This is a genomic window from Streptomyces sp. NPDC031100, assembly GCF_055570785.1.
In genome coordinates this window covers 81,323-95,575 of sequence record NZ_JBVIGN010000014.1, presented here as the reverse complement: position 1 = coordinate 95,575, position 14,253 = coordinate 81,323, and the positions used below count along the sequence as shown (strand labels likewise).

The window sequence follows — 14,253 nt, the reverse complement described above, 5'->3', positions numbered from 1 at the left end:
AACTCCATCCCCCCCCTCCCCCCCCCCCCCCCCCCCCTCCACCCCCCCCCCCCCCCCCCCCCCCCCCCCCCCCCCTCCCCTCCCCCCCCCCCCCCCCCCCCCCCCCCCCCCCCCCCCCCCCCCCCCCCCCCCCCCCCCCCCCCCCCCCCCCGCCCCTTGCCCGTGAGTGCCACACGGACACCGCGCCGGTCCTCCTGGCACATGCCCCGCTCGACGAGCCCCTCCTTCTCGAGGCGGCCGATCAGCCGGGACAGCGCACTCTGACTGAGATGGACGCGCTCCGAGATCTCCTGGACGCGATAGGCGCAGCCGGCCGTGCCCTCGGCGAGCACGTCGAGGACCTCGAAGTCGCTGGCGCACAGGCCGTGTCCGGTCAGGGCCCGGTCCAGCTCGCACTGGGTGCGCGCATGCAGGGCCAGGATGCCCCGCCACTGCTCCACGAGCGCCTGCTCGGACCGGTTAGCCGCCATGAGCGCACCGTAGCAGAGAAACACAATTGTTGCGCCGTAATTAAATGCACTTACATTACATGCATGCGCATGTAGCCTCATCGCCATGACCTCTCCGCTCACCACCCCCGCGGCCCCGTCCTCGGCGGTTCGCTGGACTCCCCGGCTGTGGGGCACCCTGCTGGTGCTCTGCGCCGCGATGTTCCTGGACGCGCTCGACGTCTCGATGGTCGGCGTCGCGCTGCCGTCCATCGGCTCCGATCTCCACCTGTCCACGTCGACGCTGCAATGGGTCGTCAGCGGCTACATCCTGGGCTACGGCGGGCTGCTCCTCCTCGGCGGGCGGACCGCCGACCTGCTCGGCCGGCGCCAGGTGTTCCTGGTCGCCCTCGGCGTCTTCGCGGTCGCCTCACTGCTCGGCGGGCTGGTGGACTCGGGCCCGCTGCTGATCGCCAGCCGCTTCGTCAAGGGCCTGAGCGCGGCCTTCACGGCCCCGGCAGGCCTGTCGATCATCACCACCACGTTCCCGGAGGGCCCGCTGCGCAACCGCGCGCTCTCCATCTACACCACCTGCGCCGCGACCGGCTTCTCCATGGGCCTGGTCCTGTCCGGCCTGCTCACCGAGGCCAGTTGGCGCTTCACCATGCTGATGCCCGCGCCCATCGCGCTGATCGCCCTCGCCGCCGGGCTCAAGCTGCTGCCGCGCAGCGCCCGCGCGGAGAACCACGCCGGCTACGACGTACCGGGCGCCGTCCTCGGTACCGCGGCGATGCTGCTGCTGGTCTTCACCGTCGTCCAGGCGCCCGAGGCCGGCTGGGCCTCGGCCCGTACGCTGCTGTCCTTCCTGGCCGTCGCCGTCCTGCTGATCGCGTTCGTCCTGGTCGAGCGGCGCTCGCCCAGCCCGCTGGTCCGGCTCGGCGTGCTGCGCTCGGGCGGCCAGGTCCGCGCCCAGCTCGGCGCGGTGGCCTTCTTCGGTTCCTACGTCGGCTTCCAGTTCCTGACCACCCTGTACATGCAGTCCCTGCTCGGCTGGTCGGCGCTGCACACCGCGCTCGCCTTCCTGCCGGCGGGTGCGCTGGTGGCGGTGTCCTCGACGAAGGTCGGCGCGATCGTCGACCGGTTCGGCACCCCGCGGCTGATCGCGACCGGTTTCGCCCTGATGGTCGTCGGATACGCACTGTTCCTGCGCGTGGACCTGGCCCCGGCGTACGCGGCCGCGATCCTGCCGTCGATGCTGCTGATCGGCGCGGCCTGCGCGCTGGTCTTCCCCTCGCTCAACATCCAGGCCACCAACGGGGTCGAGGACCATGAGCAGGGCATGGTCTCCGGGCTGCTCAACACCTCGGTGCAGGTGGGCGGGGCGGTCTTCCTTGCCGTCGTGACGGCCGTGGTGACCGCGGCCGCGCCGACGCACGCCACCCCGCAGGCCGTCCTCGACAGCTACCGGCCGGGCTTCATGGTCGTCACCGCCGTCGCCGTGGCCGGCCTGCTGATCACCCTCACCGGGCTGCGCAGCCGGCGTAGCCGGCCGTCGCTCGTGGTCGCCAGGTCCACCGTGGAGGAGGCGGAAGCGGACCGCGTGGCGGTCCGCGACTGAGAAGGGGGAACGCCTCCGCGCGTGCGCCCGGCGGGAGTTGGTTGTCCCGCCGGGCGCACGTCTGTGAGACTGGCGGTATGTACGCATACGGGGGACACGGGGGGCGCCGCACCAAGGCCGAGCGGGACGCGGCCACGGTGGAGATCGGGTACGCGCTGGTCAGTGCCGCCTTCGCGGCGGCCGTGGTGTTCGGGGCCGTCGCCGGTCCGGCGCTGCTCTTCGATCTGCCGGATCTGCTGTCGGCTGCGCTGCTGCGGATCGGGAAGGTTCTCGCGCCGGTGCTCTTCGCGGCCCGGGTGATCAGTGTGCTGGTCCGCTTCCGGCGGGCGGCTCAGCCGAGCCAGCCCGGCCGTACCAGTCCCGACTCGTAGGCGAGGACGACGAGTTGGGCGCGGTCCCGGGCTCCCAGCTTCACCATCGTGCGGCTCACATGGGTCTTGGCCGTGAGCGGGCTGACCACCAGGCGGCGGGCGATCTCCTCGTTGGACAGGCCGATGCCGACCAGCGCCATCACCTCCCGCTCCCGCTCGGTGAGCCGGGCGAGGGCGTCGGCGGCCGCGGGCTCCTTGGAGCGGGCCGCGAACTCGGCGATGAGACGACGGGTGACTCCCGGGGAGAGCAGCGCGTCCCCCTCGACCACCGCCCGCACGGCGCGCACGAGTTCGTCCGGCTCGGTGTCCTTCACGAGGAACCCGGAGGCGCCGGAGCGGATCGCCTCGAAGACGTACTCGTCGAGTTCGAAGGTGGTGAGCATGACCACCTTCACGTCCTGCAACCCAGCGTCGCCGGTGATGCGGCGGGTCGCGGCCAGGCCGTCCAGCCGGGGCATGCGGATGTCCATCAGGACGACGTCGGGCCGCAGCTCGCGCACCCCGCGCAGGGCCTCCTCGCCGTCGGCGGCCTCCCCGGCCACCTCGATGTCCGGCTGTGCGTCGAGCAGCGCCTTGAAACCGGCCCGCACGAGCGACTGGTCGTCGGCGAGCAGTACCCGGATCACCGGTCCTCCCTGGTGTGCAAGGGCAGTACGGCGAGCACCCGGAAGCCGCCGTCGGGGCGCGGGCCCGCCTCGATGGTGCCACCCAGCGCGGCCGCCCGCTCCCGCATGCCGGCCAGCCCGTTCCCGCTGCCGCCCGCGTCGACTCCGGTCGCGGGCCCGTCGTCGTCGATCCGCAGCCGGAGTTCGTCGGCGTCGTGCTCGAACCGCACGCGCGCGTACCGCGATCCGGAGTGCCGTACGACGTTGGTCAGGGCCTCCTGCACGATGCGGAAGGCCGCGAGGTCGGCGCCGGGCGGCAGGTGCGGCGGCTCGCCCTGGACGTCGACGGTCAGGCCCGCGGCGGCCGCCTGGTCGACCAGTTCCGGCAGCCGGTCCAGGCCGGGTGCGGGGGCGCGTGGTGCGTCGCCCGGTGCGCGCAGGGTGTCGAGGACCTGGCGCACCTCCCCGAGGGCCTCCTTGCTGGCGGCCTTGATGGTGGTGAGCGCCGCGCGCGCCTGCTCGGGGTCGCTGTCCAGCAGTGCGAGGCCCATGGCCGCCTGGACGTTGATGACGGAGATGCTGTGCGCGAGCACGTCGTGCAGTTCGCGGGCGATCCGCAGCCGCTCCTCGTCGGCGCGCCGCTTGGCTGCCTGGGCGCGGTCCGCACGCTCCCGCGCCCACTGTTCGCGCCGTACCCGGGCCAGTTCGCTGACCGCGACGATGGCCAGGACCCAGGTGGCGACGACGATCTCCTGCCCCACGCTCGCCGCCTTGTCGCCCGCAGGCGGCAGCCAGCGGTAGAGCCACAGCGCGACCAGGGCGTGCCCCACCCACAACAGGCCGAGGGCCGCCCAGGCGGCCCGCCGGTGCCCGGCGACGACGGTGCTGAAGCAGCCGACCGCGACGGCCAGGAAGACCGGGCCGTAGGGGTAGCCCGCGCCGAGGTAGACCAGGGCCGCGGTCGCCGTACCGAAGGCGACGGCCACCGGGTGGCGGTGCCGCCACAGCAGCAGGACCGAGGCCACGAGCAGCAGCACGCGCCCGTACCCGTCGAGCTGCTCCCGGTGGGGCTGCGCATGGGCAGCGAAGTTCGAGCCGACGAGGACGAACGCGGTGATCAGCATGGTGGAACGCCAGGGCCGGCGCACAGGGTTCGGCTCCGGGTCGCCGGGGCGGTGCCACCACGGGGGCCCGTACCGCCACCAGTGCGAGGGACCGGGTCCGCGCTGCTCTTCCATGCCCGTCACGCTAGACGCCCACGGGCCGCGGGGACGTCAGCCGGGCGAGGTGATCACGGATACTCCCCGGGGAGTACGACCGCCCGCACGCTCAGCACCCGCCCGCCACCTGGAAGCGGACCCGGCCTCCGGGCGTCAGGGGCGGACCAGTCCCACGCCCTGGGCGAGCCGAGCCGCCGCATGCCGGAAGAAGGTCTCCCGGTCCTCCACCACCCGGTGGAACTGCCCGAACAGCTCGAAGCCGACCAGCCCGAACAGCTGGGCCCAGGCCGCCACCAGCGCCACGGCCGCCTCCGGAGGCAGGTCGGGCGCGAGGTCCGCCGCCATGCGCTCGGCCTCGGGGCGCAGCTCGGCGGGGAGGGGGAGGTCGGCGAGGCCGGGGCCCTCGAAGGCGTCGCGGACGATGCCGATGAGGAGCAGTCCCACGCGCGCGGCGGGCGGGACGGTGGTCTCGGGGGCGGAGTAGCCGGGCACCGGCGAGCCGTAGATCAGGGCGTACTCGTGCGGATGAGCGAGGGCCCAGGTGCGCACCGCCTCGCACACGGTCGTCCAGCGCCGCACGTGGTCCGTGGCGGCCACCTTCGCGTGGGCCGTCTCCGCCGCCTCGCCGAGCGAGTCGTAGGCGTCGATGATCAGGGCGGTCAGCAGCTCGTCGCGGCTGGGGAAGTACCGGTAGAGCGCCGAGGAGACCATGCCCAGCTCGCGGGCGACCGCCCGTAGCGAGAGCTTGGCCGCGCCCTCCGCCGCGAGTTGTCTGCGCGCCTCGTCCTTGATGGCGGCCGTCACTTCGATCCTGGCCCGCGCGCGGGCGCCCTGTGCGGTGCTCATGCCAGCAGTGTGCCACGTGGCAGAGCAGTGCACACAAACAGAAGCGGCGCACCAAAAAGAGAGCAGTGCTCTTGCATCGGAGCACCTGTCTCCCCCACACTGGAGACAAGCGAGAGCACCGCTCTCCCGAACCGTGGGGGTCACCATGTCGTCGTCTTCGCCCTACTACCTCAAGGGCAGCCCGCTGAACGTCCGGCTGAACGGGATCATCGGCTGGCTCGCCCGGCGGGGGCTCAGCATCGCGGGCACCGCGGAGATGTCCGTGCGCGGCCGCAAGAGCGGCGCGATGCAGCGCATCCCGGTCAACCCGCACACCTACGAGGGCGAGCAGTACCTGGTCTCGGCGCGCGGCCACTCCCAGTGGGTGCGCAACATGCGCGCCGCCGGCGGCGGTGAGCTGCGGGTGGGCCGGAAGGTGCGCACGTTCACCGCGGTGGAGCTTCCCGACGCGGAGAAGCTCCCGATCCTGCGGACCTACCTGGAGAAGTGGGGCTGGGAGGTCAACCAGTACTTCCAGGGTGTGACGGCCAAGTCCGCCGACGAGGAGATCGTCGCAGCGGCCGGCGACCACCCGGTCTTCCGGATCACCGTCAGGAAGTGACGGAGTCCTCCACCGGAGCGGCCGGCCCCCGGTCCAGCGCGGTCAGGGCGCGCTGGGCGATCGGGTGGGAGCGGACGATCTCACCCAGGGACGTCGAGCCCTGCGTGATCTCCTTGAACGCCCGCCAGGCGGGGCGGAAGCCGGTGAGGGCCGCGTGGAAGAGGCCGGGACGGCGCTCGAACGCGGCCAGCATGCGCTTGCCGACGCTCATCTCCACGCCGAGCCCCGCCTTGACCGCGAACGCGTAGTTCAGGGCCTGGCGACGGGTGTCGACGGCGTCGTGCGCCTCGGCGATCCGCACCGCCCACTCCCCCGCCAGCCGGCCCGAGCGCAGCGCGAAGGAGATGCCCTCACGGGTCCACGGCTCCAGCAGCCCCGCCGCGTCACCGCAGACCAGCACCCGGCCGCGGGAGAGCGGCGAGTCGTCGGCCCGGCAGCGCGTCAGGTGCCCGGAGGAGATGCTCGGCTCGAAGCCGGCCAGCCCGAGCCGGGCGATGAAGTCCTCCAAGTACCGCTTGGTGGCGGCGCCGTCGCCGCGCGCCGAGATCACGCCGACCGTCAGGGTGTCACCCTTCGGGAAGACCCAGCCGTAACTGCCCGGCATGGGGCCCCAGTCGATGAGCACCCGGCCCTTCCAGTCCTCGGCGACCGTCTCCGGGACCGGGATCTCCGCCTCCAGACCGAGGTCGACCTGGTCCAGCTTCACCCCGACGTGCGCGCCTATGCGGCTGGCGCTGCCGTCGGCGCCGACCACCGCACGGGCCAGGACGGTCTCCCCGCCCTGGAGCACCACGGCGACCGTGCGCCGGTCCGGCACCGCGGAGCCGTGCTGCTCGACGCGCTGCACCGTGACGCCCGTACGCAGTTCCGCGCCCGCCTTCTGGGCGTGCTCGACCAGCTGCTGGTCGAACTCGGGGCGGTTGATCAGCCCGAACAGCATCTGCCGGGAGCGGCGGGTGCGGGTGAAGCGCCCGTTGTGCGAGAACGTGACCGCGTGCACGCGGTCCCGGAAGGGCAGCTCGAAGCCGGGCGGCAGCGCGTCGCGCGAGGGGCCGATGATGCCGCCTCCGCACGTCTTGTAGCGCGGCAGCTCGGCCTTTTCCAGCAACAGCACGCGCCGCCCCGCGACCGCCGCCGCATAGGCGGCCGAGGCCCCCGCGGGTCCCGCGCCCACCACGACGACGTCCCACACCCGCTGCACGTCGTCCGCCGAAGAGTTCTCGCCGCTCACGATGGTCTACTGCTCCGATCAAGCCGCTGCCGCTTTGTCCCTGGCATCCTCCCGCATCCTACGGCGACGATCGTCGCAGGCCACTGTGGGAGGATCGGTCTACCCAGCCGTACAACGTCGCACCTACGAGGAGCGTGCCCATGTCGTCGAATCCGGTCGCCGAGACCGTCGCCTCGCTGCTTCCCCGGGCGAGGGCGGAGCTGACCGAGCTGGTCGCCTTCAAGTCGGTGGCGGACTTCGCGCAGTTCCCGAAGAGCGAGAGCGAGGGCGCCGCGAACTGGATCGCCGACGCACTGCGCGCCGAGGGCTTCGTGGACGTGGCCCTCCTCGACACCCCCGACGGCACGCAGTCGGTGTACGGCTACCTGCCGGGCCCCGAAGGTGCCAAAACGGTTCTTCTCTATGCGCACTACGACGTGCAGCCGCCGCTGAACGAGGCCGGCTGGACCACCCCGCCGTTCGAGCTGACCGAGCGCGACGGCCGCTGGTACGGCCGCGGTGCCGCCGACTGCAAGGGCGGCGTGATCATGCACCTGCTCGCGCTGCGCGCCCTGAAGGCGAACGGCGGCGTCCCGGTGAACGTCAAGGTGATCGTCGAGGGCTCGGAGGAGCAGGGCACGGGCGGTCTGGAGCGGTACGCCGAGGAGCACCCGGAGCTGTTGACGGCCGACACCATCGTGATCGGCGACGCGGGCAACTTCCGCGTCGGCCTGCCGACGGTGACCACCACGCTGCGCGGCATGACCCTGGTCCGGGTGCGGATCGACACCCTCGCGGGCAATCTGCACTCCGGCTCGTTCGGCGGCGCAGCCCCGGACGCGCTCGCCGCGCTGATCCGGGTGCTGGACTCGCTGCGCACCGAGGACGGCTCGACCACGGTCGACGGGCTGGACGCCACGGGGACGTGGGACGGCCTGGAGTACCCCGAGGAGCAGTTCCGCGCGGACGCCAAGGTGCTCGACGGGGTCGGGCTGATCGGCAACGGCACGGTCGCCGACCGCGTATGGGCCCGCCCGGCCGTCACCGTCCTCGGCATCGACTGCCCGCCGGTCGTCGGCGCCACCCCGTCCGTGCACTCGAGCGCCCGCGCGCTGATCAGCCTGCGGGTGCCGCCGGGCGTGGACGCCGCGGAGGCGACCAAGCTGCTGCAGGCCCACCTCGAGGCGCACACCCCCTGGGGCGCCCGGGTCGGCACCGAGCAGATCGGCCAGGGGCAGGCCTTCCGCGCCGACGCCTCCAGCCCGGCCTACCAGGCGATGGCCGACGCGATGGCGGTCGCCTACCCGGGCGAGACCATGCAGTACGCCGGTGAGGGCGGCTCCATCCCGCTGTGCAACACCCTCGCCGGTCTCTACCCGCAGGCGGAGATCCTGCTGATCGGCCTGAGCGAGCCGGAGGCACAGATCCACGCGGTCAACGAGAGCGTGTCCCCCGAGGAACTGGAGCGCCTGTCGGTCGCCGAGGCGCTGTTCCTGCGCAACTACGCGGCCGGCTGAACCCTTCTGCCGGCGGCAGAGCGCCCTCGCCCACCGGCGGGGGCGCTGCCTACCGTCGGCGCATGGACGTCATCGAACTGTTCCCCCGCCTCCATCTCCTGCGCTTCCGCGTCGGGCAGGCCTATCTCTGGCACGACGGCGCGGAGTCGACGCTGATCGACGCGGGGGCGATCGGCGCGGGCCGCACGATCGCCGACGCGATCACGGCGCTGGGCCGTGCCCCCGGGGACGTACGACGGATCGTGCTGACCCACTTCCACGAGGACCACGCGGGCGGAGCGGCCGAGTTCGCCGCGCTCAGCGGCGCCGAGATACTGGCCCACCACCTGGACGCCCCGTTCGTCCTGGGTGAACGCCCGGGTCCGGCCCCGCGGTTCGAGGACTGGGAGGTGCCGATCCACGCGGAGGTCTCGCGGCAGCTTCCCGCGGGCGAACCGGTGCGCCCGCGGAGCGTCACGCCGGTGTCCGACGGTGAGGTGCTGGACTTCGGCGGCGGTGCGCGGGTGGTCCACGTCCCCGGGCACACGGACGGAAGCATCGCCCTGTTCCTTCCCGACGAGGGTGTGCTGTTCACCGGCGACACGGTGGCGGCCGCACCGGTCGACGGGGCGGTCATGCCGGGCGTGTTCAACCTCGACCGGCCGCAACTCCTCGACTCCCTGGCCCGGTTGGCCGCCCTCGACGCGAACGTGGCGTGTTTCGGGCACGGTGACCCGGTGGTGGGCGGGGCGTCGACGGCCCTTCGGAGAGCGGTGGACAACCGCCTGGAGGCAGCGGGTCTCTGATGATCCGTCAGGCGACGGCCTGCCCGGCCACCGGTACACCGGCCTCCAGATAGAGGGCTGCCCCGCGCTCGCGGGCCCGCAGCGCCCAGCGCAGCCGCTCGAAGCGGACCGGCGGCAGCATGTCGGCGGCCTCCTGCTCGGTGGCGAAGCGCCAGTCGCGCAGCTCGGGCCCCGGCAGCAGCACCCCGGACGCCTCGGCGGAGCCCAGCCGGCCGCCGTCGAAGAGCAGACGCAGTCCGCCGTACCCCGGGGGTGCGGGCCGCTCCCAGTCCACGACGAGCAGCCGGGGCACCTCGCGCAGGCATATCCCGGTCTCCTCGGCGACCTCGCGCATACCGGCGCGGGCGGGAGCCTCGCCGCGCTCGACCACACCGCCGGGGAACTCCCAACCGGCCTTGTAGGTCGGGTCGACGAGCAGGACCCGGTCCTGTTCGTCGAAGAGGAGCACGCCGGCGGCGAGGGTCTCGGCGGTGGGCTCGGGGGTCTGCACGATGTCGCAGGGGGATACGGCACCGCTGCCGACGGCGTCGGCGATACGGAGGGCGGTCTCGTACGGGGTGAGGTCGCTGGTGTCCACGAGGTGGGCGTCGGCGGTGAGCCAGGCGGCGAGGGCGGCCCGGTAGGGCTCGATGTGGTCGTACGCCCACTGCCGTTGCCGCATCTCGCCGTCGGGCAGGTCCGGCGGGATCTCCCGCCCGGCTATCCGCTCGCGCAGGATCGTTTCCGCCGGGGCGAGGAGCAGATGCCGTACAGGGACCCGGCGGGCGGCGAGGCCGCCGAAGATCTCGTCGCGGTACTCCTGGCGCAGCAGGGTCATCGGGACCACGAGGGTCCCGCCCAGCTCGGCGAGCATCGCGGCCGCCGTGTCGATCACGAGCCGGCGCCAGATCGGCAGGTCCTGGAAGTCGCCGACCTCGGCGAGGCACTTGGGCGGCAGCAGCTGCGCGAGCGCTCCGCCGATGACCTCGGGATCGAAGAGCGTGCTGTTCGGGATCAGCTCGATCAGTTCCCGTGCGGTGGTGGTCTTCCCCGCACCGAACGCGCCGTTGATCCAGACGACGGTCACGGACTCCCCCCTCTTCTGTTGGCCCCCTGTGGCTTGCCCGCTCCACCCTGCCACGGAAACCACATCCAGTTGAGGGCGCGGGCCCGCCCGGGGGACGAGGGCGGCGTCGTCCGTTTCCAGCGGTCGGCCACCGCTCGGCCGTCAGCGTCACCGCTCCAGGCGATTGCCGTACGATGCGATGTCGTGGCCATGCAGACCCCCTGGGGAGTACCGTACGGCAGCCCGCCGCCTCCGCCCCCGAACATCCCGTCGAAGGACTTGCGCCCTCGGCGCATCTGGTACCTGGTAGCCGCGCTGCTGGGGCTGGTGCTGGCTGGTGTCGGTACCGCCTTCATCGTGGTGACGGTGAAGAACACGGTGGACTCGGTCGACACCGCCGGGAGCTTCTCCAGCGGCGACTCCCGGACGTTCAGCTTCGTGCAGGGGAAGACCAAGGCGATCTACGTCTCCCAGTCCGGGCAGGGCGGGGTCAACTGCCGGATCCCGGAGATGCCGTCCGGGTCGATGACCCAGCCGGACAGCACCTTCCACATCACCATCGGGTCCCGCACCTGGGAGCGCGTCTTCGAGGTGAAGCCCGCCGACAGCGGCGACTACACGCTCACCTGCACCTCGGAGTTGCCGGCCGAGTTCGCGCTGGGAGACAAGCCACAGGTGGGGGCCACGATCGGCGGCATCGCCGCGGGGGTCGTCTGTTTCCTCGCCGCGTTGGCCGCAACCGTGACCATCGTCGTCGTCACCGCCGTCCGCCGCAGCCGCCACCGTCGACGGCTCACCGCCATGTGGGCCCGTCCGCCACAGGGGGGTCCGCCGCCCTACGGCCCCACCCCGGGGCCCCCGCCCGGCCCGGTGTCTTAAAAGGCAGTTGGGGAGGGCGTTCCAGGCCCCGCGATGACGGCATGATCCGCCGGAGTCGCGGGGCCTGGTGCCGGTTACTCCTGACCGAGCGCGTTGTCGTCCGCCGCGGAGCTGTCCTGGTCGGCCAGGTGGTCGGCGTGGTCGGGGGCGCCGGAGACGTTGCGGTCACCGAGAGCTCGGGCGTCCGTGCCGTGGGGCGGGGTGACGGCGGCCACGACGAATCCGGTGGCAAGGCTGGCGAGGGCGAGCATGCTGCGCTTCTTCATGCCGGGATCAACTGCGGAACCCTCCCGGGGTCACGGGGGCGGGGTCACGCGGATCACGACGAATCCGTTCTTCAGCTCGACGGCGCTCCGGTGGGGCGGCGCCCCGTCCTCCTCGTCATGACGACGAACCCCATGCGCCCCGTGTCCGGGACCCGTCACCGCGAAACCTCGTGGCCGCGGCGATCACCGGGCAGGTATCGTCCAGGCCCCGACTGCCGGCGGTCGGCAGCCCGTGACCAGGAGAAAAGACGGCCATGACCAGCACCCGCCCGACGACGACCCTCTGGCGCCCCACCGGGCCAAAGGAGTTGGACCTGGTCCGGGAGCTGGACTGGAGGGCATGGCCGCCGCGACTGCCCGAGCAGCCGATCTTCTATCCGGTGCTCAACGAGGACTACGCGATCAGGATCGCCCGGGACTGGAACGTGAAGCACGACGGCGCGGGCTTCGTGACCCGCTTCGAGGTCGACGCGGAGTTCCTCGCCCGCTATCCGGTGCAGCAGGCTGGCGGCGAGACGATCCTCGAGCTGTGGGTACCCGCCGAGGAGCTGGACGAGTTCAACGCCCACATCGTCGGGCGGATCGAGGTCGTCCACGAGTTCCGCTGAGGCGGCCGGTGGAAGCCCGTCGAGCCGACACAATCGAACATCCCACTCCTCCGTCACGCCCAAAACCCCGTAACGTCAAGGGGTGTGACGGAGGTATCGAACAACCTGGGCACACCCCTTCCAACACAGTCCGACACGTCCTACCGTAAACGCGCACTGGTGACCGGTACATGCCATCCCACCATTCGCGAGTCGGAGGTACGTCGACGATGCGTCACCCTCACACCCGCACCACGCGCCGAAGAGTGGCCGGAGCGCTCACCGCGGGGCTGCTGTGCACGGCGGGCCTGGCCGCCCCCGCCGTCGCGGGCCCCGGGCAGCACCACGTCGCTGTGGCCGACGGCCTCGCCCTCACCCCGCCCATGGGCTTCAACAACTGGAACTCCACGCACTGCCGCGCCGACTTCAACGAGGCCATGGTCAAAGGGATCGCGGACCTCTTCGTGGACAAGGGCCTGAAGGACGCCGGCTACCAGTACGTGAACCTCGACGACTGCTGGGCCCTGCCCCACCGGGATGCGAACGGCAAACTGGTGCCGGACCCGGTCCGCTTCCCGAACGGGATCAAGGCCGTCGCCGACTACGTCCACGCCAAGGGCCTCAAGCTCGGCATCTACACCAGCGCCGGCATCAAGACCTGCAACAGCGCGGGCTTCCCGGGCGCACTCGGCCACGAGTACAGCGACGCACAGCAGTTCGCCGTCTGGGGCGTGGACTACCTCAAGTACGACAACTGCAACAACCTCGGCGTGGACGCCAAGTTGCGCTACCGGACCATGCGCGACGCTCTCAAGGCGACCGGCCGGCCCATCGTCTACAGCATCTGCGAGTGGGGAGAGAACAAGCCCTGGGAGTGGGCGGCGGACGACGGCCACCTGTGGCGGACCACCGGTGACATCAGCGACAGCTGGGGTTCGATGCTGTCGATCCTCAAGCAGAACCTGCCGCTCGCTCCGTACGCGGGTCCCGGCCACTGGAACGACCCCGACATGCTGGAGGTCGGCAACGGCGGCATGACGGACACCGAGTACCGCTCCCACTTCTCCCTCTGGTCGGTCATGGCCGCGCCGTTGCTCATCGGGAGCGACCTGCGCAAGGCCTCCGGGGCGGCCTTCGACATCCTGGGCAACAAGGAGGTCATCGCCGTCGACCAGGATCCGCTGGGCAAGCAGGGCACCGTCGTGTCCTCCGCGGGCGGGCGCTGGGTCGTCGCCAAGGAGATGAAGGACGGCAGCCGCGCGGTCGCCCTGTTCAACGAGTCCGGCACCGCCCAGCGGATCGCCACCACCGCGAGCGCCGTCGGCCTGCCCGACGCCCCCGCCTACACCCTGCGCGACCTGTGGCAGAACCGCAGCTTCAACACCGCGGGCACCCTCGCGGCCACCGTCCCGGCCCACGGCACGGTGCTGTTGCGGGTCTCCGCCGACCCCGACTGGGCCGCCCTTCCGCCCGCCGCGGAACTCGGCCTCGACGGGAGCCCCTACGTGAAGGCAGCCATCCCCGCCCAGCTGACCACCAGTGTCACCGACCTGGGCCGGACCCCCGCGCGCCGGGTCTCCGTGTCGCTGACCGGCCCGGCCGGCTGGACCGTACGCGCGACCTCGGCGACCACGGCCGCCGCCCTCGCCACCGGCACGTCCCTGCGCACCGACTGGACGGTGACCGCCCCGGCGGGGACGCCGACGGGATCGTACGAGCTCTCCCTCACGGCGCGTTACCGCTCGCCCGCGGGCGCCGGTGTCACCAGTACCGTCCCGCTGACCGCGACCGTGGTGCTGCCGCCGCCCGCCGGGACGTCGTACCTCAGCGATCTGCCGATGCTGTCCGCGACCAGCGGCTGGGGGCCGGTCGAGCACGACACCAGCAACGGAGAGAGCGACGCGGGCGACGGCCACCCGATCACCCTGGGCGGCGTGGTGTACGCCAAGGGGCTCGGCGTCCACGCGGAGAGCGAGGTCTCCTTCTACACCGGCAAGGACTGCGAGAAGGTCACCGCGGACGTCGGCGTGGACGACGAGAAGGGCACGAAGGGCACCGTCGCCTTCGAGATCTGGGCGGACGGCACCAAGGCCGCCTCGACGGGCGTGCTGACCAACGCGCAGCCCGCCCAGCCCCTCACCGCCGACGTCACGGGCGCCCAGGTGGTCCGCCTCGTCGTCACCGACGGCGGGGACGGCATCGACTCGGACCACGCGGACTGGGCGGACGCACGACTCACCTGCTGACCCGGTGGCCGGGCGCACGCGTCGCCCGG

14 protein-coding genes and 1 pseudogene are annotated in these 14,253 nt (G+C 72.3%); 8 read left to right on the top strand and 7 right to left on the bottom strand.

The genetic code is table 11. The features are described from left to right. Positions 1–149: 149 nt before the first annotated feature. Positions 150–470 (bottom strand): annotated as a pseudogene (locus ACZ5DS_RS33340) (MarR family winged helix-turn-helix transcriptional regulator); the annotation flags it as partial. Between the two features lie 85 nt (positions 471–555). Between ACZ5DS_RS33340 and ACZ5DS_RS33335 the strand changes: the two are divergent. Then, positions 556–2,046 (top strand): MFS transporter, encoded by a 1,491-nt coding sequence (locus ACZ5DS_RS33335; RefSeq protein WP_468245998.1) that lies wholly within the window; start codon positions 556–558, stop codon positions 2,044–2,046. A 77-nt stretch (positions 2,047–2,123) separates the two neighbouring features. Further along, positions 2,124–2,417, top strand: a complete 294-nt coding sequence (locus ACZ5DS_RS33330) for a DUF6332 family protein (protein WP_468245996.1) — start codon at positions 2,124–2,126, stop codon at positions 2,415–2,417. On the opposite strand, the gene ACZ5DS_RS33325 is transcribed toward ACZ5DS_RS33330, so the two are convergent. The 3 genes from ACZ5DS_RS33325 to ACZ5DS_RS33315 all read right to left on the bottom strand — a co-directional run bounded on the left by ACZ5DS_RS33325 (position 2,378) and on the right by ACZ5DS_RS33315 (position 5,088). After that, complete coding sequence (locus ACZ5DS_RS33325; protein ID WP_468245993.1) at positions 2,378–3,043, bottom strand: response regulator transcription factor; 666 nt, start codon at positions 3,041–3,043, stop codon at positions 2,378–2,380. The two genes, ACZ5DS_RS33330 and ACZ5DS_RS33325, sit on opposite strands and share 40 nt — an antisense overlap. Continuing rightward, positions 3,040–4,260, bottom strand: a complete 1,221-nt coding sequence (locus ACZ5DS_RS33320) for a sensor histidine kinase (protein ID WP_468245991.1) — start codon at positions 4,258–4,260, stop codon at positions 3,040–3,042. The genes ACZ5DS_RS33325 and ACZ5DS_RS33320 overlap by 4 nt, the downstream gene beginning before the upstream one ends. Positions 4,261–4,395: 135 nt before the next feature. Continuing rightward, a complete protein-coding gene (locus ACZ5DS_RS33315) occupies positions 4,396–5,088 on the bottom strand; it encodes a TetR/AcrR family transcriptional regulator (RefSeq protein WP_468245988.1) in 693 nt (230 codons plus the stop codon). Between the two features lie 145 nt (positions 5,089–5,233). On the opposite strand from ACZ5DS_RS33315, the gene ACZ5DS_RS33310 reads away from it, so the two are divergent. Beyond that, on the top strand, positions 5,234–5,689 hold the full coding sequence (locus ACZ5DS_RS33310; protein ID WP_468245985.1) for a nitroreductase family deazaflavin-dependent oxidoreductase: 456 nt from the start codon (positions 5,234–5,236) through the stop codon (positions 5,687–5,689). Here the strand turns inward: ACZ5DS_RS33310 and ACZ5DS_RS33305 are convergent. Continuing rightward, complete coding sequence (locus ACZ5DS_RS33305; RefSeq protein ID WP_468245984.1) at positions 5,679–6,920, bottom strand: geranylgeranyl reductase family protein; 1,242 nt, start codon at positions 6,918–6,920, stop codon at positions 5,679–5,681. The genes ACZ5DS_RS33310 and ACZ5DS_RS33305 overlap by 11 nt on opposite strands. Before the next feature lie 140 nt (positions 6,921–7,060). Between ACZ5DS_RS33305 and ACZ5DS_RS33300 the strand changes: the two genes are divergently transcribed. Together ACZ5DS_RS33300 and ACZ5DS_RS33295 are read left to right on the top strand one after the other, a co-directional pair. Further along, the gene (locus tag ACZ5DS_RS33300; RefSeq protein WP_468245981.1) at positions 7,061–8,416 is read left to right on the top strand and encodes a M20/M25/M40 family metallo-hydrolase; all 1,356 of its coding nucleotides are present in this window, start codon (positions 7,061–7,063) and stop codon (positions 8,414–8,416) included. A gap of 62 nt (positions 8,417–8,478) precedes the next feature. Beyond that, entirely contained in the window at positions 8,479–9,201 is a 723-nt protein-coding gene (locus tag ACZ5DS_RS33295) for an MBL fold metallo-hydrolase (RefSeq protein WP_468245980.1), read from the top strand. Between the two features lie 7 nt (positions 9,202–9,208). On the opposite strand, the gene ACZ5DS_RS33290 is transcribed toward ACZ5DS_RS33295, so the two are convergent. Beyond that, entirely contained in the window at positions 9,209–10,267 is a 1,059-nt protein-coding gene (locus tag ACZ5DS_RS33290) for an NUDIX hydrolase (protein ID WP_468245977.1), read from the bottom strand. A 189-nt stretch (positions 10,268–10,456) separates the two neighbouring features. Between ACZ5DS_RS33290 and ACZ5DS_RS33285 the strand changes: the two genes are divergently transcribed. Continuing rightward, on the top strand, positions 10,457–11,125 hold the full coding sequence (locus ACZ5DS_RS33285; protein WP_468246277.1) for a serine/arginine repetitive matrix protein 2: 669 nt from the start codon (positions 10,457–10,459) through the stop codon (positions 11,123–11,125). Between the two features lie 74 nt (positions 11,126–11,199). On the opposite strand, the gene ACZ5DS_RS33280 is transcribed toward ACZ5DS_RS33285, so the two are convergent. Continuing rightward, on the bottom strand, positions 11,200–11,391 hold the full coding sequence (locus ACZ5DS_RS33280) for a hypothetical protein (RefSeq protein WP_468245975.1): 192 nt from the start codon (positions 11,389–11,391) through the stop codon (positions 11,200–11,202). A gap of 254 nt (positions 11,392–11,645) precedes the next feature. On the opposite strand from ACZ5DS_RS33280, the gene ACZ5DS_RS33275 reads away from it, so the two are divergent. Then, on the top strand, positions 11,646–11,999 hold the full coding sequence (locus ACZ5DS_RS33275) for a hypothetical protein (RefSeq protein WP_468245973.1): 354 nt from the start codon (positions 11,646–11,648) through the stop codon (positions 11,997–11,999). Between the two features lie 209 nt (positions 12,000–12,208). After that, positions 12,209–14,224, top strand: a complete 2,016-nt coding sequence (locus tag ACZ5DS_RS33270; protein WP_468245972.1) for an NPCBM/NEW2 domain-containing protein — start codon at positions 12,209–12,211, stop codon at positions 14,222–14,224. Positions 14,225–14,253: the final 29 nt, after the last annotated feature.

Excerpts from the sequence above, each read along its gene's own strand:
- ACZ5DS_RS33335 (WP_468245998.1), top strand. The coding sequence starts at position 556 with ATGACCTCTCCGCTCACCACCCCCGCGGCCCCGTCCTCGGCGGTTCGC.
- ACZ5DS_RS33280 (WP_468245975.1), bottom strand. The coding sequence starts at position 11,391 with ATGAAGAAGCGCAGCATGCTCGCCCTCGCCAGCCTTGCCACCGGATTC.
- ACZ5DS_RS33310 (WP_468245985.1), top strand. The coding sequence starts at position 5,234 with ATGTCGTCGTCTTCGCCCTACTACCTCAAGGGCAGCCCGCTGAACGTC.
- ACZ5DS_RS33275 (WP_468245973.1), top strand. The coding sequence starts at position 11,646 with ATGACCAGCACCCGCCCGACGACGACCCTCTGGCGCCCCACCGGGCCA.
- ACZ5DS_RS33295 (WP_468245980.1), top strand. The coding sequence starts at position 8,479 with ATGGACGTCATCGAACTGTTCCCCCGCCTCCATCTCCTGCGCTTCCGC.
- ACZ5DS_RS33315 (WP_468245988.1), bottom strand. The coding sequence starts at position 5,088 with ATGAGCACCGCACAGGGCGCCCGCGCGCGGGCCAGGATCGAAGTGACG.
- ACZ5DS_RS33285 (WP_468246277.1), top strand. The coding sequence starts at position 10,457 with ATGCAGACCCCCTGGGGAGTACCGTACGGCAGCCCGCCGCCTCCGCCC.
- ACZ5DS_RS33320 (WP_468245991.1), bottom strand. The coding sequence starts at position 4,260 with ATGGAAGAGCAGCGCGGACCCGGTCCCTCGCACTGGTGGCGGTACGGG.
- ACZ5DS_RS33270 (WP_468245972.1), top strand. The coding sequence starts at position 12,209 with ATGCGTCACCCTCACACCCGCACCACGCGCCGAAGAGTGGCCGGAGCG.
- ACZ5DS_RS33300 (WP_468245981.1), top strand. The coding sequence starts at position 7,061 with ATGTCGTCGAATCCGGTCGCCGAGACCGTCGCCTCGCTGCTTCCCCGG.
- ACZ5DS_RS33330 (WP_468245996.1), top strand. The coding sequence starts at position 2,124 with ATGTACGCATACGGGGGACACGGGGGGCGCCGCACCAAGGCCGAGCGG.